We start from the raw sequence: 23126 nt of genomic DNA, 5'->3' as shown, positions 1-23126 counted from the left end.
CGCTCCCCCCGGCCGTGTCGACGACCGGGCGGAGCGGCCCTCAGCCCTGGTTGGCGATGACCACCCGGTTGGGGCCCACCAGCTTGGAGGCGCGCAGGGCCTTCTCCGCGAAGGAGATGAGATCCTGCTCGGAGCGGGCCGGATCCGGGAAGACGGAGATGGCGGCACTCACCGTCACCTCGCCCTGCCCGCTCCCCGTGCCCTCCGGGAAGTCGAACTCCTCCACCGCCTTGCGCAGCTTCTCCGCATAGGTGCGTGCCCGCTCCACGTCCGCGTTGCACAGCACCACGCCGAACACGTCCCAGTCGTAGCGGGCGGCGATCTCCGAGGAGTTGTCGCTGCGCGCGTGGGTGACGGGATCCTCCATCAGCTCCGTCACCAACTGGGCCACGCGGCGCAGCAGCTTGTCGCCCTCGGCGTAGCCGCGCGAGAGGTTGAAGCGCCGGAAGCCGTCGATGTCGACGAGCACCAGCATCAACTTCTGCTCGCGGCGCCGCGCGCTCAACAGGCCCGCGCTCAGCGCCTCCTGGAAGTAGCGGTGGTTGTAGAGCCCCGTGAGGCCATCGCGGAAGGCGAGCCGCTCGCTCTCCGGGATGAGCGGCTGGTTGCCGCCGCCCTTGGCATCCGGCGCGCGCGGCTCCACCGTCTTGATGCGGGTGCTCGAGGGGGGCGAACGCCCCGCCGCCGGCTTGGCCGGACGCAGCCCGAGCTGCTCCTTGAGCTCCTGCACCATCTTGTCGCGGATGGCCACCAGCGCGGCGTTGTGCACCGCCTGGCCCACGGTGTTCTTCAGTTCCTGCTCGGTGAAGGGCTTGGTGAGGAAGTGATTCACCCGCGCTTCGTTGATGGCCTTCTGGGCGTCCTCCAGCTTCTGGGATGCCGTCACCAGGATGCGCGCGGCATGGGGTTGGAGCTCGGAGACCCGCTTGAGGAGATCCACTCCCATCAAGCCGTCCCCAAGGTTTTGATCCGATACGACCGCGTGCAGTTGCTCCCGCTGAAGCACTTCGAGTGCTTCTTCAGCGGACCTGGCGAGGAAGACCGTGAAGTCCTTGCTCAGGTAGTACTGCATCAGGGCCAGCATGGTTCGATTGTCCTCGACGACGAGGACCTTCGCGGCAACAGGCTCACTCACCAGGGCAGACCAACGAAACGAGGGGCATGCAAGAGGGTTGGAGCGTCGCAAAGGTCAGGCCCTCGTCGCAAGCGCGGAAGCGCCTCCCCCCGCTTTTCACGCTCCCGGCCACTCGTGGACCGGCCTGCCGGACGCCGCGTGGGTCAAATAACGCTCCAACAGGGCCCCCAAGGCGTCGGGTCGGGGCATGTGTGCTTCCAGGCAGGCCAACATCTTCCGTTGCCAACGTGCGCCCGTACACCCGGCGCTCACCCGGGCCTGGATGATGCCCAGGAGGGCGTCCACCTCGTCGGGGTCCACGCCCGCGCCCACCAGTCCCTCGCGCGCCACGGGCAGCAGCCGTCGCACCAGCTCCGGTGCGGGATGGGCCCGGGGGGCGCGGCCGGGACGCTCGGGCCACAGGAGCACCGCGTCCAGGCCGTGGCGCGCGGCGCGCAGGAAGTTGTCCTGGGCGTAGGCGAAGGGCATGGAGGGCAGGAGCCGCTCCACCTCGCCGCCCAGCCCCAGCGTGAGGCCCAGCAGCAGCGCCCCGTTGGCCAGCATGTCCTCCACCGTGGGGCCCGCGGGCAGCGCGCGCATCTCGATGCGCAGGTGGCCCCCGTCGGCGGGATCGTAGATGGCGCGGTTCCAGTTCCACACCGTGCCCTGGTGCAGGCGCAACTCCTCGAGCCGAGGCAGGCCATCCCCGGTCAGGTGCTCCCGGGGAGACGCTGGCGCCAACACCGGGAGCAGCGGCGGATGCAGCGCCACCGACTCGGCGAACAGCTCCCACGCGCCCTCGCGCACCCAGCCGTGGCCGAAGCTGACGCGCCCGGGCCGGGGGGCCTCCTCGTGAGCGCCCTCGCCCCGGTCATCCACCGCCTGGCGGAAGAGCGCCACGCGCGTCTCGTCCCACAGCCGCCGGCCCAGGAGGAAGGGCGAGTTGCCGCTCACCGCCAGCACCGGCGCCGTGGCGAGCTGGCACGCGTTGTACAGGCGAGCGAAGTCCGCCGGGAGCACCCTCAAGTGGTACTGCAACGAGGTGTTGGCCCCCTCGAGCGTCACGTCGTCCCACTCCAGGGAGAGCGGATCCTCCCCCTGGATGACCACGCGGAAGGGCGCCTCGCCCCGGCTGCGGCGGATGGAGCTGGACATGGCGCGGTAGCGCGGCATCGCCGTGAGCGAGCCCGGCCGCAGGTCCGCCTCGCGCAGCGTGGGGAGGATGCCCATCACCGCCACGCGCGCGCCCTGCGTGGCCGCCGCGCGCGCCACCTCCGCCAGCGCGCTCTCGAACTCCGCGCGCATCGCCGAGAAGGGACGTCCCGCCAGGGGCCCCGGCCGCAGGTTGCACTCGATGTTGAAGCGGTTGAGCTCCACCGTCACCCGTGGGTCCGCCGTCTGGCCCAGCACCTGCCGGTTCACCGGAAGCGGCCGGCCGTGGACGTCCACGAGGAACATCTCCAGCTCGGCGCCGAGCGACGGCGGGCCCTCGCCGAAGCCGGGCCGTGCCAGCAGGGCGCGCAGCACCTCGAGGCTCTCGGTGAGCCGCTCGCCAAAGGACTCGTATTCCTGGGTCTCGAACTTCTCGCAGTCGATTTGCAGGCCCATGGGGAAGAAGCGGTCTCCTCACGACAAGGGATGGACATCACGGGAAGCGAACGCATCCGGGCGCGCGGCGAGCTCGCGCCACAGCCGCCGGGCCAGCGCGGCGGCCTGGTCGCGAATCTCCGGCACCGCCATGCTCTCCCACAGCTCGCCCCGGCGCAGGGGCCCGAGGGTGAAGAGCAGCGCGGAGGCCCGGCCCTGGCCGTCGAGCAGCGCGCCCCCCTCGTCCGTGGAGAGCCCGAGCCCCAGGGCATCGCGCCGGGCGAGTCCGGACTCCAGCAGCGAGCGCAGCAGGGGCTGGCCCCGGAAGGAGCAGTCGGGGCCGGTGCAGTTGATGACGTGCTGGACGCGGAAGGTGGCCTCGAACACCACCCCGCGAGGCCGCGCGCGGGCCTCCACCCAGCCCCCGTCCAACATCTGGAAGCCGCGCAAGCGCCCCGCGTGGACGTGCAGCACGCCGGCGCGCCGCAGTTGCGCGAGGGTGTCCGCCACCGAGGAGGCCATGCGGTGACGGTGCACGTCCCACAGGGTCCTCAGGTGACGCAGGAAGCGGCGCTGGGCCGGCACGGGCAGGCCTCGCCAGAGCGAGGACGTCACCGGCCGCAGCCCATCCACCACGCACCGCCAGTCGCTCCCCTCGGGCAGACCCTCGATTTCGCGGCGCAGGGCGTGGAAGAGCGCGCGCACGCTGCGCGGCTCGGAGAAGCGCGGCGGCGGGCGCGGCTGGACATTGGGACGGTGGACCTGGGGCAGCAGGCCATGCCGGGACAGGGCGTGGATGCGGCCCTCGTGGTTGCGCTCGGCCAGCGAGAGCACCGTGTCCACCATCGTCAGGCCCGTGCCCACGAGCAACACCGAATGGTGGGGCTCGATGTGCTCCAGGGCCCTCGGGGCCCAGGGCGAGCGCACGTAGTGGGCGCTCTCGAAGAGGCCGCCCCCGTCCACGGGCAGGTCGGCGGGCGGGGCATTGCCCAGGGCCAGTACCACCGCGCGCGCCTCGAGCGACGGGCCCTGGGCGAGCGCCACCCGGACGACGCCATCCTCCTCGGAGAGCGCCGAGACCTCGCCCCGGATCAGCTCCAGCACGACACCCGGCGCCGCGGCGCGCCGGCTCTCCCGGAGGAGGGCCTCGAGGTATTGGCCATAGCGCTGGCGGGCAACGAAGTCGCCCGGGGCCGTGCCGGGTTCGACCCGGCGCATCCAGCGCAGGAAGTGCTCGGGGTCATCCGGAAAGGCGCTCATCCGCCCCACCGGGACATTGAGCAGATGACTCGAATGAGGGGTGGAATAGGCCAGCCCCGGTCCCGTCCGGGCCTCCCGTTCCACCAGCGCCACCCTCAACGGGCCGGGTGCGTTTCGTAGGAGCTGGGTCACCAGCAACGTCCCACTCGCACCGCCCCCCACCACCAGGACGTCCCACCGCCGCTCGATTATCACCGTGGAAATTTAAGTCCCCACGGCAGGTCCCACATCCCCCCGGGGCATCCGCGCCAGGGCAGGCTTCCGCTCCCCAACAAAAGGCGCTCCGGTGCCCGGTTCCATCCCCGGCGGACACAGGGCCCGGACCGAAGGAACGGCGCCCGCTCGCTCGTCTGTTTCCGCACCCCCTTCGTCCGGGGCCGGGGTGTGTTATCCGTCCGACGATGGATGCCTCCCCCGCCGCCCTCCCCCTGGTCAATCTGTACGACCTGCCCCGCGCCGCCCTGGGCGAGCTGCTGGGCCACTGGGGCTACAGCGCCCACTACCGGGACCTGCTCTGGACGGCGCTCTACCGGCAACAGGTGGAGTCCTTCGACGCCCTCACCGGGCTGAAGCCGGAGCTGGTGGCGACGCTGCGCGAGCGCACGCTCCTGGAGCGGCCCACCACCCACCACGAGGTGTTCAGCTCGGACGGCTACACCCGGAAGCTGCTCCTGCGGCTGCGCGATGGGCAGACGGTGGAGACGGTGCTCATGCGCTTCAAGGGCCGGGCCACGGTGTGCCTGAGTACGCAGGCGGGCTGCGCCATGGGGTGCGTGTTCTGCGCCACCGGGCAGATGGGCTTCGTGCGCCACCTGTCGCCCGGGGAGATCATCGGCCAGGTGCTGCACGTCACGCGGCTGCTGCGCGAGACGAACGAGACCCTGCGCAACGTGGTGCTCATGGGCATGGGCGAGCCCCTGCACAACTACGAGGGCACTCTCGCCGCGGTGGACATCCTGGTGGACGCGCTGGGGCTGGCGCTCGGACCGCGCTTCATCACCCTGAGCACCGTGGGCGTGGTGCCCGGCATCCGCCGGCTCGCGGACGAGGACCGGCCGGTGCAGCTCGCCGTGAGCCTGCATGGCGCCACGGACGCGGAGCGGGGCGCGCTGGTGCCCGCGGCGCGCAAGTGGTCGCTCGCCGAGCTGATGGACGCCTGCCGCTACTACACGCACAAGCGCAAGCGCCGCATCTTCTATGAGTGGGCCCTCATCTCCGGGCGCAACGACACGCCCGAGCAGGCCCATGCGCTGGGCACGCTGCTCGAGGGCATGGACGCGCACGTCAACCTCATCCCCCTCAACCCCACGGTGGGCTACGCCGAGCAGCCCAGCGGTCCGGACTCCGTGCGCGCCTTCCAGGACATCCTCGCGGGCTACGGCCTGCCGAGCACCGTGCGCCAGCGCCGCGGCATCGACATCGACGCGGGCTGTGGCCAGCTCAAGGCCGCCGTGGAGCGCCCACGCCCCGCGCGCCAGCCCCACGCCTCATGAGACGGGCCCCACGCGAGGGCCGGGAGTGCCTCGGGATGCCCGGATCACCCCGGATGGCTACATCACGGACAGCGGCGACCTGAAGGGCCTTCGCGATGGTCGAACGTCGGGGTGTCATCCTAGCGTTCCCCCAGGGAAGGTGAGTGATGAACCACCATGACGGGTAGGTGTCTGATCGCCGACGCGGACCTGGAACTCCGCTCGACCCTCCGCCGGTTCATCGAGCCGCGGGGGTGGGAGGCACTGGAGGCGCGCAACGCCCACGAGGCACGTGAGCTGCTGCGCCGCGCCCGGCCGGACGTGGTGTTGCTCGAGGAGCACCTGCCGGGGGGGCACCTGTCCGAGTTGCTCCCCGAGTGGCGCGCCAGCCATCCCTCCGTCCCCCTGCTGGTGCTCGCCACCACCCCTTCCATCGACGGCGCCGTCCAGGCCATCAAGCTCGGGGCGGAGCAGTTCGTGCCCAAGCCGGTGGAACCGCCCGCCCTGCTGCGCCTGTTGGAGCACGCGCTGGAGGCGCAACGCACCCGTGCCCCTCTTCTCCCGGACACGGCCGACGGGCCGGATCCATTCCTGGGCGTCAGCCCACTCATCCGCCAGTTGGAAGCCACCGTCCGCCGGGTGCTCGACAGCGACCGCGCCCTGCTGCTGCTGGGAGAAACCGGGACGGGCAAGGGCATGCTCGCCTCGTGGATCCACCTGCACGGGCCCCGGGCCAGCGCGCCCCTGGTGCAGCTCAACTGCGCGGGCCTGGCGCCGCAGCTCCTGGAGACGGAGCTCTTCGGCCACGAGCGCGGCGCCTTCACCAGCGCCATCCAGCGCAAGCTGGGCCTGCTCGAGGTCGCCCACAAGGGCTCCCTGTTCCTCGACGAGGTGGGCGACATGGATCCGCTCGTCCAACCCAAGCTGCTCAAGGTGCTCGAGGAGCGGCGCTTCCGGCGCCTGGGCGAGGTGGAGGAGCGCACGGTGGACATCCGGCTCATCGCCGCCACCCACCAGAACCTCGTCGAGCGCGTGCGGGCCGGGCGCTTCCGGGGCGATCTCTACTTCCGCATCAGCACCCTGCCCCTGCGCCTTCCCGCGCTGCGCGAGCGCCCCGAGGACATCCCCATCATCGCCCGGGACATGCTCGAGCGGCTCTCGCTGGAATTGGGGCGTCCCGGGCTCGGGCTGACGGGTGAGGCCGAGGCCTCCCTGCGCGGCTACACCTGGCCCGGCAACCTGCGCGAGCTGCGCAACGTGCTCGAGCGCGCCGCCCTCCTCGCTCCCCACTCCATGCTGCGAACGGAGGACATGGACTTCAACACCGCCCTCGCGGCGATGCTCCCCGGCGCGCCCACCACGCCCGTGCCCGAGTCGGAACTCTCGCTCACCCTGCGGGAAGTCGAGCGCCGCCACATCTCCCGGGTCCTCGCCGCCGAGGGAGGCCATGTCGGCCGCGCCGCCCAGCGGCTCGGCATCCCCCGTAGCTCCCTGTATCAGAAGCTCAAGAGCCTGGGCCTCTCGGCCAGAGTCTAGAATCCAGACTCAAAATCTTGGAAGTCGAGCCTGGGTCCGCCACCGGGAACGAGTAAATTCGAACGATTGTGAACAGAGTCATCCTGGCGCGCGGATTGCTGTTGCCTTTGGCCTCCATGACTCCCGAGCTGGAGAAGATCCACGCCCTCTTCCTCGCCGAGGCCGAAGAGCAACTCGCCACGCTGGAACAGGGCCTGTTAGCGCTCGAACGCACGTCCGGCCCCCAACCGCTCGCCTCCCTGCTGTGCACGCTGCACACCTTCAAGGGCGGAGCGGGCTCGGTGGGCCTCACCGCGGCGGTGGAGCTGGCCCACCTGCTGGAGGATCTGCTCACGCTGTTGGAGGCCCGGGCCGTCGTCCTGCACGCCGGGCTGGGCTCGCTGATGTTGCAGGCCGTGGACGTGCTGCGCGAACAGGTGGGCCTCGAGCCCGCGAGCGAGTCCGCCCAGCGGCTGCCGGCCCAGGAGGTGCGGCGGCTCTTGGAGAGCACGCTCAAGGCCTCCCAGCCCGCCCAGACGCGCGCGGCGGCACCAGAGCGGCCCGCGTCTCCGGCCGAGCCCTCCGCGCACCGGGAGCACACCCTGCGCGTGGGGCTGGGACGACTGGACCGGATGTTGGATCTCACCGGGGAGATCGCCATCGCGCGCGGGCGGCTCGCGGAGATGCTCGGGCAGGCACACCGCTACACGCCCCAACAACTGCTGGAGGCCCACCGCGACGGGGACCGGCTCTACCTGGACCTGCAGGAGCTGGTGATGAAGGTGCGGATGGTGCCCATCGGGCGCACCTTCCAGCCCTTCGTCCGCACGGTGCGTGACCTGGGCCTCGCCATGGGCAAGCAGGTGCGCTGCGAGCTGAGCGGCGAGGACGTGGAGGTGGACACGACGATCGCCGAGCTCATCCGGGATCCGCTCACCCACCTGGTGCGCAACGCCATGGACCACGGGATGGAGACCCCCGAGGTGCGCCAGGCGCGCGGCAAGGAGCCCACCGGCACCCTGAGCCTGAGGGCCGTCCACGACGCGGGCACGCTCCTCATCCAGGTGGTGGACGACGGCGCGGGCCTGGACCGCGAGCGCATCGCCGCGCGTGCCCGGGCCCTGGGCATGCTGGGGGCGGAGGAAACGCCGGACGACGGCGCGCTGCTGCGGCTCATCCTCGCCCCCGGCTTCTCCACCGCCGAGCGCATCACCGAGCTGTCCGGCCGCGGCGTGGGCATGGACGTGGTGAAGCGCAACGTGGAGGCCCTCCGGGGCACCGTGTCCGTGGACAGCACCCCGGGCCAGGGCACCACCTTCAGCCTCCGCCTGCCGCTCACCCTCTCCATCATCGAGGGCTTCAACGTCGCGGTGGGGGCCGAGACGTACGTCATTCCCCTGCAGAACGTGCTGGAGTGCGTGGAGTTGCCCTCCGCGGAGAGCCGCCCGGGCCGCACCGGCGTCTTCAGCCTGCGCGGCTCGGCGCTGCCCTACCTGCGCCTGCGCGAGCACTTCGGCCTGGGAGGCAGCACGCCCGCCCGGGAGAACCTCGTCGTCATCGGCCACGAGCGCGGCCTCGCGGGCCTCGCCGTGGACACCCTGCTCGGCCAGGGCCAGACGGTCATCAAACCCCTGGGCAGGTTCTGCCAGGGACTGCCCGGACTCTCGGGCTCCACCCTGCTCGGGGACGGCAGGGTCGCCCTCATCCTCGACGTCCCCGCCCTCCTTCACCAGGTGCTCCAGGCGGCTCCTCCCGCCGCCGTCGCCTGAGTCTTCACTACCCGAAGCACCCTCCCCCCATGACCTGGTTCTACAACCTGAAGATCTCCACCAAGCTGCTCCTTTCCTTCCTCGGCCTGAGCGCGCTCAACGTCGTGCTGGGTGTCTTCGCCATCCACCAGTTGGGCAAGATGAATGACGCGACGGACCTGGTGACCGACGTCTGGATGCCCAGCCTCAACTTCGTATCGGCCGTGAACACCGACACCTCGGACTTCGTCATCCTCGAGATGAAGCACGTGCTGACGATCGATGCCGCGAAGAAGGCCGAACACGAGCGGGGCATGCAGCGCGAGCTGGAGTCCATCGAGAACAACCTCAAGGGCTACGAGGCGCTCATCTCCACCGAGGACGAGCGGCGCATGTACCAGGAGTTCACCCGGCTCTGGGCGAACTTCCTCGAGGAACACGAGCGCGTCATCGCACAGTCTCGCACCAGCCCGACCCTGGAGCAGCTCCAGGGCATCGAACAGAGCCGCGCGCAACAGCTCTACGAGGACGCCAACGACAAGCTGGGGGAGCTGGTGACGGCCATCCAGAAGTCCTCGCGCAAGGCTTCGGATGACTCGGACGTCATCTACGCCGTCGCCCGGTGGTGGGTCCTCTGCGTCGTGGGGTTCAGCCTGCTCGTCGGCGTACTGCTCAGCATCCTCATCGCGCGGATCATCGCCCAACCGCTCACCGAGGCCCTGCGGGTGGCGGATCGCATCGCCGATGGCGACCTGGGCGTGCGGGTCACCGCGGAGACCCAGGACGAGACGGGCCGGCTGCTCGCGGCCATGCAGCGCATGGTGCTCAAGCTCTCCCAGGTCATCAGCGAGGTGCGCGAGGGCGCCAGCACGCTCGCCTCCGCGTCGGCCCAGGTGTCCTCCTCCTCGCAGAGCCTGTCGCATGGCACCAACGAGCAGGCCACCAGCGTGGAGGAGACGACCGCGAGCCTGGAGCAGATGACGTCCACCATCACCCAGAACCGGGACCACAGCCGGCAGATGGAGCAGATGGCCCTCCAGGGCGCCCGGGACGCGGAGGAGAGCGGCAAGGCGGTGAAGGAGACCGTGGAGGCGATGGGCTCCATCGCGGAGAAGATCACCATCATCGAGGAGATCGCCTACCAGACCAACCTGCTGGCGCTCAACGCGGCCATCGAGGCGGCGCGCGCGGGAGCCCACGGCAAGGGCTTCGCGGTGGTGGCCACCGAGGTGCGCAAGCTGGCCGAGCGCAGCCAGACGGCGGCACGGGAGATCGGCGGGCTCGCATCCAGCAGCGTGAAGGTGGCGTCGCGCTCGGGGCAGTTGCTCTCGGAGCTGGTGCCCTCCATCCGCAAGACGTCGGACCTGGTGCAGGAGGTGGTGGCCGCCTCGGCCGAACAGGCCACCGGTGTCACCCAGATGAACAAGGCCATGCTGCACGTGGACCAGGTGACGCAGCGCAACGCCTCGGCCTCCGAGGAGCTCGCCTCCACCGCCGAGGAGCTGTCCGCCCAGGCGGAGGCGCTGCAACAGCTCGTGTCCTTCTTCCACCTCGCCGAGGGCTCCGAGCGCGGCACGCGTCCCCCGGCCGCCCTCCGCCCGCAGGTGCACTCTCCCTCCGCCGGGTTGAAGGCCGCCTCGAGCGGGCTCGGCGCCGGAGCGTCCAAGCCAGCCCCCCGAGCCCCCGCCCATGCTTCCCATCCCGACGAGGATCGGGACTTCAAGCGCTTCCAGGTGTGATGATGAGTGACATGAGCGAGGAGACTTCCGCCGCCACGCAGTACCTCAGCTTCATCCTCGCCGGAGAGGAGTACGCGCTCGGCATCCTGCGGGTGAAGGAGATCATCGAGTACGACACCGTCACCCGCGTCCCGGGAGCGCCGGTGTGGGTGCGCGGCGTGTTCAACCTGCGCGGCAGCGTGGTGCCGGTGGTGGACCTGACGGTGAAGCTGGGCCTGCCGTCCATCCAGCTCACGCGCCGCAGTTGCATCGTGGTGGTGGAGGTGCGGCAGGGCAACGAGGACATCGTCCTGGGCCTGCTCGCCGACGCCATCGGCCAGGTCATCGAGCTGGGGCCCGAGGACGTGGCGCCCCCGCCCGCCTTCGGCACGCCGGTGCACGTGGACTACCTGCTGGGCATGGGCCGCGTCGGCACGGCGCGCAAGTTCATCCTGCTGTTGGACATCGACAAGGTGCTCAGCGGCCAGGAAGTGCTGTCGGCCACGGCGCTGCGGGCCCCGCCCGGGGAGGACACCGAGCGCACCACCGGGAAGGTCGCATGAGACCGATGCTCGGGGTGGAGTCCGGGGCGGGAGTGGCCCCCGAGCCCCCGCCGCTGTCCGAGCGGGAGTTCACCGGCATCCAGCAGTTCATCTACCGCGAGGCGGGCATCTGGCTGTCGCCCGCGAAGAAGGCGCTGGTGGTGGGGCGGCTGTCGCGCCGGTTGCGCGAGCTGGGCAACCCCTCCTTCGCGACCTACCTGCGGCGGGCGGAGGAGGACAGCGCCGAGCGCGTGCGGCTGTTGGACGCGCTGTGCACGCACGAGACCCACTTCTTCCGCGAGCCCCGGCACTTCGACTTCCTGGCGCGCGACGTGCTGCCGCGCTGGCGCGCTCAGGGGGACACCGGCAGCGGCGAGGGGCGGCGGGTGCGGGTGTGGAGCGCGGGATGCTCGACGGGCGAGGAGCCCTTCTCCCTCGCCATGGTGCTGCGCCACCACCTGCCGGCCGAGGAGGGCTGGGAGATCGACATCCTCGCCACGGATCTCTCCACGCGCATCCTCGAGCAGGCCCGGCAGGCGCGCTGGCCGGTGGAGAAGGCGGTGCAGATTCCCAAGCCCTACCTGCGCGCCTACATGCTGCGCGGCGTGGGCAGCCAGGAGGCGTGGATGAAGGCGGACGCCAACCTGCGCGCGCTGGTGCGCTTCCAGCGGGTGAACCTGAATGACGACAACGCGGTGGTGGGGCGCTTCGACCTGCTCTTCTGCCGCAACGTCCTCATCTACTTCGACCCGACCTCGAGGGCCCGGGCCGTGGAGCGGCTGCTCAACCATCTGTACCCCCAGGGGATGCTCTTCCTCGGCCACTCCGAGAGCCTGCTGGGCCTGGGCACGCGCGTACGCGCGGTGATGCCCACCGTCTACGCGCCGCGCGCCTCCCCGGCCGCAGTGTCCGCCGCGCGAGGGTGAGACGGGATCCGTCCCTCGCGAACGGAGCCGGCGTAGTAGTAAGAGGGCGCGCCATGCCCCGCCGTACCTCCGCCCCCCATGTCGTCATCGTCGGAGCAGGACCCGCGGGCTCATCGGCCGCCACCTTCCTCGCGCAGCAGGGCGCCCGGGTGACGCTGTTGGAGCGCGGCCATTTTCCCCGCGACAAGACGTGTGGGGATGGCTGCACGCCGCGGACGCTGTGGATGCTGGAGCGCCTGGGGCTCGGCGCGCTGGCGAGCACCGACGGGACGCCCGTGGACTCGGTGCACGCCGTGTCCCCGGGCGGCGTGGTGTGGGACGCCGCCATTCCGGCCCACCTCTTCGGCGGCAAGGCCAGCATCATCCCCCGGGAGGTGCTCGATGAGCGGCTCGCGCACAGGGCCGTCCAGGCCGGCGCCACCCTGCGCGAGGGCGTGCGCGTGGTGGGTCTGGAGCGCGAGGGCGACGTGCTGCGGCTGCGCAGCCTCGAGGGCGAATCGCTGCTCGCCGACGTGGTGCTCGGGTGTGACGGCTCGCCCTCGGTGATCCGCGGCGCGCTCGGGGCCCCGGACTTCCCCGCGCACGAGTGCGCCTTCGCCATCCGCGCCTATTACGAGAACGTGCGCCTGTCACACCCCCGGGGCCTGGGCTTCTTCTGGGACGAGGCGCTGCTGCCCGCCTATGGGTGGATCTTCCCGCTGTCCGGAGGCCGGGCCAACGTGGGCCTGGGCATGCGCGCGGACCATCTCGCCGCGTCCGGCGCGCGGCTGCCCGAGCTGCTCGAGCGCTTCTGCGCGAGCCCTCGCGTGGCGGCGGAGCTCGCCGGGGGCCGGCGCCTGGGGCGGCCGAAGGGACACCACCTGCCCTTCGGCTCCTCGGCCCGGCACACCACCTTCGATCAGGCGCTGCTGCTGGGGGACGCGGCCGGCTTCGTCAACCCGCTCACCGGCGAGGGCATCGAGTTCGCCCTGGAGTCCGGCGCCTTCGCCGCCGAGGCGGTGGCCGAGGCCGTGAACGCGGGAGACCTGTCGGCCCGGGGGCTCGGCGGCTACGCGCGGCGCTGGCGCACGCGCTTCCGCACCGCGTTCCGGCTCAACCGCCGGCTCATGTGGGCCTTCGAGCGGCCACGGCTGTTGGATCGCGTCTTCCGCACGGCGTGCCGCGACGAGCGCACCCGCGACGAGCTCATCGACGTGATCAGCGGCGAGGCCACCCGGCTCTCGTGGCGCTTCCTCGCGTCGGTGGCGCTCGGACGTTGAGGGACAGAACACACTGTGAGTCATTCCCCCGAGCGCCGCCACACCGCGCACCGCGTTACTGACGAGTGGTTGACGTGTGGAGGACGCACGGGAGAACTCGCCGCCAGAAGCGCTCCCCGCCCCCTTGCACCCCCTGGGAGCTGGGCACATCCTCGATCGCGAACGGCCACGACAGGAGGTGGGGGAATGCTTTCCATCCATGAGCATGCGAGTCTGGAAGAGGCGAGCGTCGAGCTGTTGGAGTTCGCCCTGGATCCATCCAACTGGACGGCGGCCCTGACGAATGGAGTGACGGTGGTGCCCGCGCAGGACGTGCACAACCAACGGCGCGTCGGGCCGCTGCGCATCTACGCCGTCGTCGAGGTGACACCCTCGCTGGAGGTCTTCCTGCGCATCGCCTTCCGCGCGCCGGGCCTCACGCCGGTGAAGGCCGCGGACCACCTGGAGTCCTTCCTCGAGCAGCGCCTGCCGCTCACGCCCAACACCGAGTGGCAGGTGGAGGTGGATGAGCGCCGGTGGATCCACTTCGTGCGGCGCTACGCCTCACCTCGTCTTCAGGCATGAGCCTCGGCGGCGGCGGGCGTGTGCGGCCCTCCGGGGACGTGCTGGTGCCCGCCCACCACCTGGCCTTCGTTCACCTCGATGATCCAGTAGCCCTCGCGTCCGGCCTGGGTGGACGAGCCCGCGCAGAAGACATGTGGCCGCTCGGCCGTGGCCGGCAGGTGGTAGCGGTGATGGATGTGGCCGTGCAGCACCGCGAAGCGTGGGCCCCGTAACAGACGGATGAGCGCCTTCGCGTCCCGCAGCCGATGCAGGGGACGATCCGCGCCGCCCCTGGGCGTGAAGGGGGCGTGGTGCACCACCACCAACAGCGCCCGGCCCTCCAGCCGCGGATCCGCCACCACCGCCGCGAGCCCCTCCAACTGCTGCGCGCCGATGAGACCGGAGGCGACCCCGGGGACCACCGGAACCCGCGCGGACAAGAGCCCCACCACCGCGGCGTCCCGGCCCACCAGCCGCACGAAGGGGAAGGCCCCCTCGCGTTGGTGCTCGGGCAGATCGCTGTGCAGGAGCTGGCCGAAGTGCCGCGCGAAGCGGCCCGAGCGGAGGCTGCCCGGCGTGAAGACATCATGGTTGCCGGGGACGATGGTGCACCGGCCCGGGTCCTCGGCCAGCTCGCCCAGGGCCTGGCGCGCGAGCACGAACTCGGGCTCCAGCGCGTACTGGGTGACGTCACCGGAGAGGATGAAGTGATCCACGCCCCAGCGCCGCGCGTCGTCCGCGATGGTGGCGAGCGTCCCGGGCGCCCGCGCGTAGGCCTTGCGGCGCCCGCCCAGGGTCTGCTCGAACATGGCGAGCCACCTCCTCCAGCCCAGGGGGCGCATGGGCAGCGACGGGTAGTCGGCCGTCATGTGGACATCGGAGCAGTGAAGAAAGCGCATCGGGTTCCATCCAGGGCACACCGGGTGGCACGGGCACGCATGCTCGCCCGCCGAGAAGACGCATGCTCCCCCATCCGAGGGGCACGGCGGGTGAAAACTGCGCACGCCTCCCGGGGAGGCCAAGCTAGTCTGGCCGCCACGTCATGAGCCTTCGCGGACGCTTCGCGCCCAGCCCCACCGGGCGCATCCACCTTGGCAATGCCCGCAGCGCGCTGCTCGGCTGGCTCCAGGCCCGCGCGGCGGGAGGCCGCTTCCTCTTGCGCATCGAGGACCTGGACCGGGCGCGCTGCCGGCCCGCATTCCTGGACGACCTGTATCGAGACCTCACGTGGCTAGGCCTGGACTGGGACGAGCCGCCCCTGGTGCAGAGCGAGCGCGGGGAGGTGTACCAGGCGGCCCTGGAGACGCTGGAGCGGGCGGGCCGGGTCTACCCGTGCTTCTGCACGCGCGCGGAGATCGCCCGTGCGGCGAGCGCCCCCCATGGCCTGGGAGAGGAGGGCCCCCGCTACCCGGGCACGTGCGCGACCCTGACACCCGAGGCCCGCGCGGCCCGGGCCGCCACGCGCCCTCCGGCCTGGCGCTTCCAGGCCATTCCCGAGGAGTGGTGCTTCGAGGACGGGCTGCACGGCCGCTACTGCCAGGACGTGGCCGCGGCGGTGGGGGACTTCGTGGTGCGCCGCAATGATGGCGTGGCGAGCTACCAGCTCGCCGTGGTGGTGGACGACGCGGCGAGCGGCATCACCGACGTGCTGCGCGGCGATGATCTGCTGTCCTCCACGCCCCGGCAGCTCCAGCTCTACGAGGCCCTGGGCGTGACACCTCCCCGCTTCTGGCACGTGCCCCTGGTGCTGGGCGAGGACGGCAAACGACTGGCCAAGCGCGAGGGCGCCTTCGCGGTGGCCGAGCTGCGCGAGCGCGGCATCGCCGTCGAGCGGGTGCTGGGGCTGCTCGCGGCCTGGAGCGGGCTGGGAGATGGCTCGCCCATGACGCGCGAGGAGCTCATCCACCGCTTCCGCCCCGAGTTGCTGCCCCGGACTCCGGTGGTGGCGCACGAAACGCTCTTGAAGGAGGCCCTGGGGTTGGGCTGAAAATTTCCACCTGCTACACTCCGCGCGGGATCCCGTGAAGCGGGATGCTCTTGAAAACCCTGGCGGGGCGGTATGGTGTACTTCCTCGCACGCCACATGTCCGTGACCGTTCAACAGCTAGCTGCCCGGGACGCCGAAGCGCTGCGGGCGCTGCTCGCCCGGGATCCGGCCCACAACCTCTACCTGCTGGGGCTGCTGGAGGAGTTCGGCCTCACCTCGGCCGAGGGCCAGGGCGGCTTCTCCTATTGGGGGCGCTTCGATGGGCAGACGCTCACCGCGGCCGTGTTCGTGGGTGGCGCGGGAGGGCTGCTGGTGCCCTCGGCGAGCGACGGCACGGCCACGGGGATGATCGCGGACGCGCTGGCGGATCGCGTGCGGCTCCGGGGCGCGGTGGGAGAGAAGCCCGCGGTGGACGCGCTGGTGCGCAGCCTGTGCGTGGGCCGGCCGAAGCTGTCACGCACATACCGGCTCTTCTCCGTCTCGGCGGATGACCTGGGCCCCTTCACCAACCCGCTGCTGCGGCTGGCGCGCGAGGAGGATCTGCCGCGCCTGTTGCCGCTGGCGGCGGGGGCCATCCAGGAGCTGCACGATCGGGACGCGCTCGCGGAGGATCCCCACTTCGAGGCGCGGGTGGCGCAGCGCGTGCGGGCGCGGCGCACCTACGTGCTGGAGGAGAACGGCGAGCTGGTGTTCAAGGTGGACATCGGCAGCCGCTCGCAATACGGCGCGGAGCTGGAGAACCTCTACACGCTGCCGTCGCAGCGCAAGAAGGGCCACGCCACGCTGTGCCTGGGGCAGATCTCACGCTTCCTCCTCTCGTCGCTGCCGCGCTTGACCTTGCGCGTGGAGGAGAAGGACGAGTCCCTGGCACGCATCGCCCGCCGGGTGGGCTACCTCGCCGGCCGCACCCAGCGCGTGGTGCTGGTGGATTAGCGCGGGGCGGCTGGAAGGTCCACGTCCCCTAAAGGCAGGCAGTGGGACTTGCCTTCCAGTGGAATGACGCACATGGCCCGGTATTTCGAACTGATGGACGACAGGCGCTCCGAAGCACGGTGGCATCTGGGAAGCCCCGTGGATGAGCAAGGGCAGGAAATAGACCCCTGGCAATTCAAGGAGGGGAAGGCGCTCGAGCTGGGCTGCGTTCCCCGGTTTCCACTCGATGTTCCCGGACACGCTCTGGACTATTGCTGGGCCGCGTTTTCCATTCCCGTCGTCCATGCACGTGTCGTCCAGCTCTTCGAGCGGTTGAATGTCCAAGAGGTGCAGTTCCTTCCCGTGCGCGTCGAGGGCCATGCTGAGCCCTACTTCATCCTCAATGCGCTTCGCCTCATCCGGTGTATCGACGATGCCCGGTGCAGACGGGTGGCGTACTGGACGCCCGAGGACGAACAGCCAGGAAAGGTGGGCGAGTACCGGGTTGTTTCGGGCCTGCGCATCGACCCCGGAAAAGCAGGAGGGGCCCACATCTTCCGGCCCTGGGGCTGGCCGGTCGCCCTCATCGTCTCCGAGGTCCTCAAACAGGCCATGGAGGCGGAGGGCATCACCGGCACACGGTTCGTCGAGGTGTGACGCCTGTCCGCCTCGGGCGCACACCAGGGCGAACAGGGCTCATCCACCTGCTCGCCCCACCTCAACAGAACGCGGGGAGATGACCCAGAGCGCGCCTGGAGGTCGGCCCGCACAGGAACCAGGGTGCGCATCCCGTCGCGCCGCCCCCGCTGTACTCCAGACCGACGCATGGTCAAGGTCGATGGGGAGAACCCTTTCAACCTGTGAGGGAGGCGCATATGGCGGACGTCAATCAGAACGGGATGGACAGCAACCCAGAGTCGCAGCGCACGGAGGAGTCAGATGCCACGCGACGCGCCTCGGGGGTCGACCTACAAGCCCGGCGCGAGCAGCGCCGGGAAACCAGGCGCAACCAGAGCTACAAGGCCTTCCTGCGCAACCTCATGGCCATCGGCTCGATGAACGAGGAAGACGCGGAGCGTGCCGCGATCTCGGTGCTCTGCGTCCTGGAACAGCGGCTCTTCGGCGGGGAGCCGGCCCACCTGGAAGCCCAGCTCCCCGGCAAGCTTCAGGATCTGCTGGTCCGCTGCGAGCGGCACGCGGGCAAGCCCGCCAGCAAGTTCGGCAGGGACGGCTTCATCCAGATGGTGTCGCAGGACCTGGAGGTGGAGCCCCTCGTGGCGGAGCGGAGGATCCGCGCCGTCTTCACCGCCTTGAGGGATCAGGTCTCCGAGGGGGAGATCGACGACGTCATCGGCCAGCTCCCCTCCGATCTGCGCGAGCTGTGGCACCTCACCATCTGAGGTGCGTCGAGCACGCGGTCAATCATGCCCTCCCGAGGCGCGACCTCGTGGGGGAGCATCGGGCCGGAAGAGGGAGCGGCCCGGGGTCGCCATCCACGCCAGCGAGAAGTGCTTGCCCTGGGGGTGGAGCGCCAGCACGGCCCCCTTGCGCAGCTTGCCGGGCAGCTCCTCCTGCTCCAGGGCGCGCGCACCCGCGACGGCGAGCGAGGGATTGTGCCCCACGAGCATCCAGCCCGGGCCCAGCTCGCGTGCCATGTGGAGGATGCGCTTGGGCGCCTGGGGACGGGGCCGCAGCTCGGGGAGGACCTCCACGTGCGCGAGCCCGAAGGCCTCGGCGAGGATCTCCGCGGTCTGGATGGCGCGCACCAGGGGGCTCGTGGCGATGCCCACCATGGGCGTGAGGCGTGCGAGCTTGCGCGCGTGCGCACGGAAGGTGGCCCTGCCCTCGAGCGTCAGGGGACGGCTCTCGTCACCCAGGCGGTGGTCACCCTCGGCCTCGGCGTGGCGGACGAACATCAGGGGCATCTGGTGGGAAGACATGGCGGGAGTGTCCCTAAAGCCCCGGAGGCCAGGGGACAAGCAACGTTCCCGCGTCAGGACTCCCAGCGGCGCGACACGATCGTGACGGTGGAACCCCGCCTCCGGCGAACGGTAGAGTCCGCGCCCATGTCCCGTCCCACGCCTGACCGTCGTCCCCTCTCGGGTGAGGGCCCCGTCATCCTCCGGGCGCCCAGTGATCCGCGCTGGCTGCCTCTCGCGCTCGAGCGCTTCGACGAGGTGCTGGTGGACCATGCCCACTGCGAGAAGAAGGCCGCGGCCAACGCGCTCTCGATGATCCAGGTGTACCCGGATCTGCCGGGCCTGCCCGCGCAGATGGCGCGGCTGGCGCGCGAGGAGAGCGCGCACCTGGCCCGGGTGCTGGAGCTGATGGCCGCTCGCGGCCTGACCTTGAACCGGGACGCGGGAGACCCCTACGCCCAGGGCCTGCAGAAGGCCGTGCGCACCTCGCACGAGGGCCGCAAGGTGGACCGGCTGCTCGTGGCCGCCGTCATCGAGGCCCGCTCCTGCGAGCGCCTGTCGCTGCTCGCCGAGGGACTCGAGGAGGAGTCGCTGCGCCGCTTCTACGCGGAGCTCGCCCAGTCCGAGGATGGCCACCAGTCGCTCTTCTACCGCCTGGCCGTCACGGCGGCGGGTGGTGACGAGGCGCCGGTGCGCGCCCGCCTGGAGGAGCTGCTCGTCCTCGAGGCCGAAGTGCTCCAGCGCATCGGGGTGCGCGCCGCCATCCACTGAGCGGACAAACACCCCTCCGGGGTGAGCCCGCCCCTCCTCGCGGGGCGAGATCAATGCCTTGCATCCACCAGGGCGGGCGCGGTCCGCTCAATCCCAGGCATCCCAGCCTCCCCTCGCGACGAGATGAGTTTCCGGGTCCGTGGAGTTCCGTTCGGATCCAGGTTGCTGTGCAATCCGCGCGTGTTCAGGTTCGCCCCCGCAGTCAGGCGCAGGGGTGGGTCCGCGAGCGGCGGGGAGGGGCGAACGCATGCAAGGGCGTCGGCAACGCAACGGGACCGGAGCGGGAAGGGCGAGGGGAAGTGGAAGCATCTGGCTCGTGGGCCTGCTCGTCGGAATGGCCTCGTCGGCGCTGGCCCAGAATCCAGCCACGACGGTGGACATCGACGTGAGCGCCGGGCGGCATCCCATCAACCCCTTCATCTATGGCGTCGCCTATGCCTCCCGGGCGCAGTTGGATGATCTCAACGCCCCCCTCAACCGCTGGGGAGGCAACGCCACCAGCCGTTACAACTGGCGATTGAACGCCGCCAACCGCGCCAACGACTACTTCTTCGAGAGCCTGCCCTATCCGAGCGAGCAACCGGGTGGCCAGGTGGATGCCTTCATCCAGAACACCCGGGAGGCGGACGCCGAGCCCCTCGTCACCATTCCCATCCTCGGCTGGGTGGCGAACCTGGGACCGGATCGCTCCAGGACGTGCAGCTATTCCATCGCCAGGTATGGCGCGCAGCAGGACAGGGATCCGTACTACCCGGACGCCGGCGATGGGGTGCACGTCTCGGGGAAGGACGTGGCCAACGATCCCCGGGACGCCAACGTGCCGGTGGACGCGCGCTTCCAGAAGGGCTGGGTGGAGCACCTGCGCCGGACCTGGGGCACGGCCGCGCGCGGGGGCGTGCGCCACTACATCATGGATAACGAGCCGAGCCTCTGGCACCAGACGCACCGGGACGTGCGGCCCACGGGTGCCACCATGCGGGAGCTGCGCGACAAGTTCCTCGCGCACGCCGCCGCGGTGAAGGACGCGGAGCCGGACGCGCTCATCCTCGGCCCCGAGGAGTGGGGCTGGAGCGGCTACTTCTACAGCGGCTATGACCATCAATACGCGCCCCAGACGGACTACACCCGCTACCCGGACCGGGAGGCCAACGGAGGCTGGGACTACCTGCCCTGGCTGCTCAACCAGCTACGCACCCACGAGCGCACCACGGGCCGGCGGCTGCTGGACGTCTTCACCGTCCACTACTACCCCCAGGGCGGTGAGTTCAGCGGCAACACCTCCCAGGCGATGCAGCTGCGGCGCAACCGCTCCACGCGCTCGTTGTGGGATCCGGACTACGTCGACGAGACGTGGATCAACGACACGGTCATGCTGGTGCCCCGCCTGAAGGACTGGGTGCGCACCTGGTACCCGGGCACCCAGGTGGGCCTCACCGAGTACAACTGGGGCGCGGAGGCGCACATCAATGGCGCCACCACCCAGGCAGACATCCTCGGCATCTTCGGCCGCGAGGGGCTGGACTACGCCACCCGCTGGGAGACGCCGGCCGCGACCACGCCCACCTACAAGGCGATGAAGCTCTACCGCAACTACGACGGGCGCAAGTCCACCTTCGGGGACGTGAGCGTGGCCAGCTCCGTGCCCGAGCCGGACCACCTGTCCGCGTTCGCCGCCCAGCGCACGAGCGATGGCGCCCTCACCGTCATGGTCGTCAACAAGGTGTTGACGGGCTCCACCCCCCTCACCTTGAACGTGTCCGGCTTCCGCCCGGGAAGGATGGCGCAGGTCTGGCAACTCACGGCCGCCAATACCATCACCCGCCTGGGGGATGTGTCCGTGGAGGCGGGCGCCGTGCACACCCGCGTTCCCAGCCAGAGCGTCACCCTGTTCGTCATCCCCTGGGGCTCACGCCCCAGCAACCAGCCTCCGGTGGCGAAACTCACGGCGACGCCCACCTCGGGCAACCCACCCCTCACGATGGTCTTCAGCGCCATGGGTTCCACGGACTCCGATGGCACCCTCGTCACGTATGCCTGGGACTTCGGGGACGGACAGCATGCCACCGGCATCACGGTGAGTCATACCTATACGCAACGGGGCACCTACACCGCCACGCTCACCGTGAAGGACAACAACGGCGCCACCGCCACCGCCTCCCTGCCCATCCAGGTGACCGCCACCGCCCTGGAGGCTCCGACCAACTGCTACACCCAACGCGCGGGCTCGGACGTGACGGTGCGCTGGACGGACAACTCCCGGACGGAGGAGGGCTTCATCGTCGAGCGCGGCCTCCAGACCTCGCCCATCACCTTCCAGCAGATCGCCCGGGTGGGCGCCAACACCAGGACGTTCGTGGACTCGCGGGTGGCCCCGGGCAAGTACTACTACCGGGTCACCGCCTTCGCTGGCGCGCTCCGGTCCGCTCCGTCGAACATCGATGGTGAGAGGATTCCCTGACCCGACGCGACGCCAGAGTGTCACCCTGTTCATCATTATTCCCCCGGGTCCCGCGCCCCACCGGTGAACGGGTCTGGGACGGCGATTCCAGGGCGCGTATACATCGCGCCGCCCATGAGTGCCCCGACCACGTCCTATCCGCCCGCTCCTCCCCGCCCGCTCCTCCTCGCGCTCGCGTACCTGGCCTTCGTGAGCCTCGGGCTGCCCGACGCCGTGCTCGGCGTCTCCTGGCCCTCCATCCGCCACACCTTCGAGCTGCCCCAGGCGGGCATGGGCATCATCCTCGCCACGGGGGCGGCCTCCTACTTCGTCTCGGGCCTGCTCGTGGGCCGGCTCATGCGCGCGCTCGGGGTCGGCCTGCTGCTGGTGGCCAGCACCGTGCTCGTCACGCTCGGCATCACCGGCTACGCCACCCTTCCCTACTTCCCCCTGTTCCTGATGGCCTCTGGTGTCATCGGCTTCGGCTCGGGCGCCATCGACGCCGGGCTCAACACCTACGCCGCCCAGCACTTCGGCGCGCGCCACATGAACTGGCTGCACGCGGCCTACAGCACCGGCGCGGCCCTGGGTCCCGTGCTCACCACGGCGCTGCTCGCGCGCGACGCGGGGTGGCGCGCGGGCTATGCCGTCATCGCCGCGCTGCTGGGCACCCTCGCGCTGTCCTTCGTGCTGATGCGCCGGCAATGGGACGGAGCCCCCGGGGGCTCCGCCTCCACCTCCAACGAGTCGGGCGGGGCGGGTGACGTGACGCCCACGGTGGGAGCCCTCGAGGCCCTGCGCCGCCCCGCGGTGTGGTTGCAAATCCTCATCTTCTTCGTCTACACGGGCATCGAGGTCAGCGCGGGCCAGTGGAGCTACACGATCCTCACCGAGGAGCGCGGCCTGGGCACGGCGGAGGCGGGCACCTGGGTCAGCATCTTCTGGGGATGCCTGCTCGCCGGACGCATCTCGCTCGGCTTCGTCATCGAGCGCATCGGCCCCGTGCGGCTGCTGCGGCTGAGCACCGCGCTGGCCGTCGTGGGCGCGCTCCTCTTCGCCCTTCCCTCACTGCCTCCCGCGCTCGGGTTGGGCCTGCTGGGATTCTCGATCTCCTCCATTTTTCCAGCCCTCATGTCCGAGACCCCCCGAAGGGTGGGCCAGGACGCGGCTGCTCACGCGGTGGGCTTCCAGGTAAGCGCCGCGACGCTGGGGATCGCCGTCCTGCCGAGTCTCGCGGGCCTGCTCGGGGCGCGCTTCGGCCTCTGGGTCATCGGGTGGCAGATCCTCGGATGCGTGGTGCTGCTGACGGTGCTCCACGAGATCCTTTCCGGCTTGACGGACCGCGCATCCACGGCCACTTCACGCCATGTCATGACGCGCTCCGCGGTCCAAGAGAAGTAGGGGCGCGCGCGCGTT

The 23126-nt window shown here is 70.7% G+C and carries 20 protein-coding genes; 15 read left to right on the top strand and 5 right to left on the bottom strand.

What is annotated here, in order from left to right:
• Window positions 1-40: 40 nt before the first annotated feature.
• The 3 genes from CYFUS_RS09340 to CYFUS_RS09330 all read right to left on the bottom strand — a co-directional run bounded on the left by CYFUS_RS09340 (window position 41) and on the right by CYFUS_RS09330 (window position 4156).
• Window positions 41-1135, bottom strand: coding sequence for a diguanylate cyclase domain-containing protein (locus tag CYFUS_RS09340; RefSeq protein ID WP_157758351.1), 1095 nt, complete (start codon window positions 1133-1135; stop codon window positions 41-43).
• Window positions 1136-1231: 96 nt separating this feature from the next.
• A complete protein-coding gene (locus tag CYFUS_RS09335) occupies window positions 1232-2722 on the bottom strand; it encodes a glutamate--cysteine ligase (RefSeq protein WP_095984903.1) in 1491 nt (496 codons plus the stop codon).
• Window positions 2723-2740: 18 nt separating this feature from the next.
• Window positions 2741-4156, bottom strand: a complete 1416-nt coding sequence (locus CYFUS_RS09330; RefSeq protein WP_095984902.1) for an FAD/NAD(P)-binding protein — start codon at window positions 4154-4156, stop codon at window positions 2741-2743.
• Between the two features lie 206 nt (window positions 4157-4362).
• Between CYFUS_RS09330 and rlmN the strand changes: the two genes are divergently transcribed.
• The 8 genes from rlmN (at window position 4363) to CYFUS_RS09290 (ending at window position 13705) form a co-directional block, all read left to right on the top strand.
• Window positions 4363-5454, top strand: a complete 1092-nt coding sequence (gene rlmN, locus CYFUS_RS09325) for a 23S rRNA (adenine(2503)-C(2))-methyltransferase RlmN (protein WP_095984901.1) — start codon at window positions 4363-4365, stop codon at window positions 5452-5454.
• A gap of 156 nt (window positions 5455-5610) precedes the next feature.
• On the top strand, window positions 5611-6969 hold the full coding sequence (locus CYFUS_RS09320; protein ID WP_095984900.1) for a sigma-54-dependent transcriptional regulator: 1359 nt from the start codon (window positions 5611-5613) through the stop codon (window positions 6967-6969).
• 68 nt (window positions 6970-7037) lie between these two features.
• The gene (locus CYFUS_RS09315; RefSeq protein WP_332468346.1) at window positions 7038-8717 is read left to right on the top strand and encodes a chemotaxis protein CheA; all 1680 of its coding nucleotides are present in this window, start codon (window positions 7038-7040) and stop codon (window positions 8715-8717) included.
• 29 nt (window positions 8718-8746) lie between these two features.
• Window positions 8747-10435 (top strand): methyl-accepting chemotaxis protein, encoded by a 1689-nt coding sequence (locus CYFUS_RS09310; RefSeq protein WP_095984899.1) that lies wholly within the window; start codon window positions 8747-8749, stop codon window positions 10433-10435.
• An 11-nt stretch (window positions 10436-10446) separates the two neighbouring features.
• Window positions 10447-10977 carry a chemotaxis protein CheW gene (locus tag CYFUS_RS09305; RefSeq protein WP_232537466.1) on the top strand — a complete coding sequence of 177 codons (531 nt, stop codon included), beginning with the start codon at window positions 10447-10449 and terminating at the stop codon, window positions 10975-10977.
• Window positions 10974-11882 carry a CheR family methyltransferase gene (locus CYFUS_RS09300; protein WP_198316516.1) on the top strand — a complete coding sequence of 303 codons (909 nt, stop codon included), beginning with the start codon at window positions 10974-10976 and terminating at the stop codon, window positions 11880-11882. Before CYFUS_RS09305 ends, CYFUS_RS09300 begins: the two co-directional genes overlap by 4 nt.
• A 53-nt stretch (window positions 11883-11935) precedes the next feature.
• Complete coding sequence (locus CYFUS_RS09295; protein ID WP_095984896.1) at window positions 11936-13141, top strand: NAD(P)/FAD-dependent oxidoreductase; 1206 nt, start codon at window positions 11936-11938, stop codon at window positions 13139-13141.
• 186 nt (window positions 13142-13327) lie between these two features.
• A complete protein-coding gene (locus CYFUS_RS09290; RefSeq protein ID WP_095984895.1) occupies window positions 13328-13705 on the top strand; it encodes a hypothetical protein in 378 nt (125 codons plus the stop codon).
• On the opposite strand, the gene CYFUS_RS09285 is transcribed toward CYFUS_RS09290, so the two are convergent.
• Window positions 13696-14583 (bottom strand): metallophosphoesterase family protein, encoded by an 888-nt coding sequence (locus tag CYFUS_RS09285; RefSeq protein ID WP_095984894.1) that lies wholly within the window; start codon window positions 14581-14583, stop codon window positions 13696-13698. The two genes, CYFUS_RS09290 and CYFUS_RS09285, sit on opposite strands and share 10 nt — an antisense overlap.
• A 143-nt stretch (window positions 14584-14726) precedes the next feature.
• Between CYFUS_RS09285 and gluQRS the strand changes: the two genes are divergently transcribed.
• From gluQRS to CYFUS_RS09265, 4 genes are all read left to right on the top strand, one after another.
• A complete protein-coding gene (gene gluQRS / locus CYFUS_RS09280; RefSeq protein WP_095984893.1) occupies window positions 14727-15671 on the top strand; it encodes a tRNA glutamyl-Q(34) synthetase GluQRS in 945 nt (314 codons plus the stop codon).
• A gap of 96 nt (window positions 15672-15767) precedes the next feature.
• On the top strand, window positions 15768-16604 hold the full coding sequence (locus tag CYFUS_RS09275) for a GNAT family N-acetyltransferase (protein WP_095991895.1): 837 nt from the start codon (window positions 15768-15770) through the stop codon (window positions 16602-16604).
• Window positions 16605-16676: 72 nt separating this feature from the next.
• Entirely contained in the window at window positions 16677-17240 is a 564-nt protein-coding gene (locus CYFUS_RS09270; RefSeq protein WP_232537465.1) for an imm11 family protein, read from the top strand.
• A gap of 218 nt (window positions 17241-17458) precedes the next feature.
• Window positions 17459-17983, top strand: coding sequence for a DUF2267 domain-containing protein (locus CYFUS_RS09265; protein ID WP_095984892.1), 525 nt, complete (start codon window positions 17459-17461; stop codon window positions 17981-17983).
• A gap of 18 nt (window positions 17984-18001) precedes the next feature.
• On the opposite strand, the gene CYFUS_RS09260 is transcribed toward CYFUS_RS09265, so the two are convergent.
• Window positions 18002-18523, bottom strand: a complete 522-nt coding sequence (locus tag CYFUS_RS09260; RefSeq protein ID WP_095984891.1) for a SixA phosphatase family protein — start codon at window positions 18521-18523, stop codon at window positions 18002-18004.
• Between the two features lie 126 nt (window positions 18524-18649).
• On the opposite strand from CYFUS_RS09260, the gene CYFUS_RS09255 reads away from it, so the two are divergent.
• From CYFUS_RS09255 to CYFUS_RS09245, 3 genes are all read left to right on the top strand, one after another.
• Window positions 18650-19273 carry a tRNA-(ms[2]io[6]A)-hydroxylase gene (locus tag CYFUS_RS09255; protein WP_095984890.1) on the top strand — a complete coding sequence of 208 codons (624 nt, stop codon included), beginning with the start codon at window positions 18650-18652 and terminating at the stop codon, window positions 19271-19273.
• A 316-nt stretch (window positions 19274-19589) separates the two neighbouring features.
• On the top strand, window positions 19590-21731 hold the full coding sequence (locus CYFUS_RS09250; RefSeq protein ID WP_232537464.1) for a glycoside hydrolase family 44 protein: 2142 nt from the start codon (window positions 19590-19592) through the stop codon (window positions 21729-21731).
• A 114-nt stretch (window positions 21732-21845) separates the two neighbouring features.
• A complete protein-coding gene (locus CYFUS_RS09245) occupies window positions 21846-23111 on the top strand; it encodes an MFS transporter (RefSeq protein WP_232537463.1) in 1266 nt (421 codons plus the stop codon).
• Window positions 23112-23126 lie beyond the last annotated feature (15 nt).

It is taken from the genome of Cystobacter fuscus (assembly GCF_002305875.1).
GTDB classification, from domain to species: domain Bacteria; phylum Myxococcota; class Myxococcia; order Myxococcales; family Myxococcaceae; genus Cystobacter; species Cystobacter fuscus_A.
The sequence above is the reverse complement of the archived record's forward strand: the minus strand, read 5'-3'. Positions and strand labels throughout refer to the sequence as shown.

What these genes read in the sequence shown, in the direction of transcription:
- CYFUS_RS09335 (WP_095984903.1), bottom strand. Translation starts at nt 2,722, where the DNA reads ATGGGCCTGCAAATCGACTGCGAGAAGTTCGAGACCCAGGAATACGAG.
- rlmN (WP_095984901.1), top strand. Translation starts at nt 4,363, where the DNA reads ATGGATGCCTCCCCCGCCGCCCTCCCCCTGGTCAATCTGTACGACCTG.
- CYFUS_RS09320 (WP_095984900.1), top strand. Translation starts at nt 5,611, where the DNA reads ATGACGGGTAGGTGTCTGATCGCCGACGCGGACCTGGAACTCCGCTCG.
- CYFUS_RS09310 (WP_095984899.1), top strand. Translation starts at nt 8,747, where the DNA reads ATGACCTGGTTCTACAACCTGAAGATCTCCACCAAGCTGCTCCTTTCC.
- CYFUS_RS09305 (WP_232537466.1), top strand. Translation starts at nt 10,447, where the DNA reads ATGAGCGAGGAGACTTCCGCCGCCACGCAGTACCTCAGCTTCATCCTC.
- CYFUS_RS09300 (WP_198316516.1), top strand. Translation starts at nt 10,974, where the DNA reads ATGAGACCGATGCTCGGGGTGGAGTCCGGGGCGGGAGTGGCCCCCGAG.
- CYFUS_RS09295 (WP_095984896.1), top strand. Translation starts at nt 11,936, where the DNA reads ATGCCCCGCCGTACCTCCGCCCCCCATGTCGTCATCGTCGGAGCAGGA.
- CYFUS_RS09290 (WP_095984895.1), top strand. Translation starts at nt 13,328, where the DNA reads ATGCTTTCCATCCATGAGCATGCGAGTCTGGAAGAGGCGAGCGTCGAG.
- CYFUS_RS09285 (WP_095984894.1), bottom strand. Translation starts at nt 14,583, where the DNA reads ATGCGCTTTCTTCACTGCTCCGATGTCCACATGACGGCCGACTACCCG.
- gluQRS (WP_095984893.1), top strand. Translation starts at nt 14,727, where the DNA reads ATGAGCCTTCGCGGACGCTTCGCGCCCAGCCCCACCGGGCGCATCCAC.
- CYFUS_RS09275 (WP_095991895.1), top strand. Translation starts at nt 15,768, where the DNA reads ATGTCCGTGACCGTTCAACAGCTAGCTGCCCGGGACGCCGAAGCGCTG.
- CYFUS_RS09270 (WP_232537465.1), top strand. Translation starts at nt 16,677, where the DNA reads ATGGCCCGGTATTTCGAACTGATGGACGACAGGCGCTCCGAAGCACGG.
- CYFUS_RS09265 (WP_095984892.1), top strand. Translation starts at nt 17,459, where the DNA reads ATGGCGGACGTCAATCAGAACGGGATGGACAGCAACCCAGAGTCGCAG.
- CYFUS_RS09260 (WP_095984891.1), bottom strand. Translation starts at nt 18,523, where the DNA reads ATGTCTTCCCACCAGATGCCCCTGATGTTCGTCCGCCACGCCGAGGCC.
- CYFUS_RS09255 (WP_095984890.1), top strand. Translation starts at nt 18,650, where the DNA reads ATGTCCCGTCCCACGCCTGACCGTCGTCCCCTCTCGGGTGAGGGCCCC.
- CYFUS_RS09245 (WP_232537463.1), top strand. Translation starts at nt 21,846, where the DNA reads ATGAGTGCCCCGACCACGTCCTATCCGCCCGCTCCTCCCCGCCCGCTC.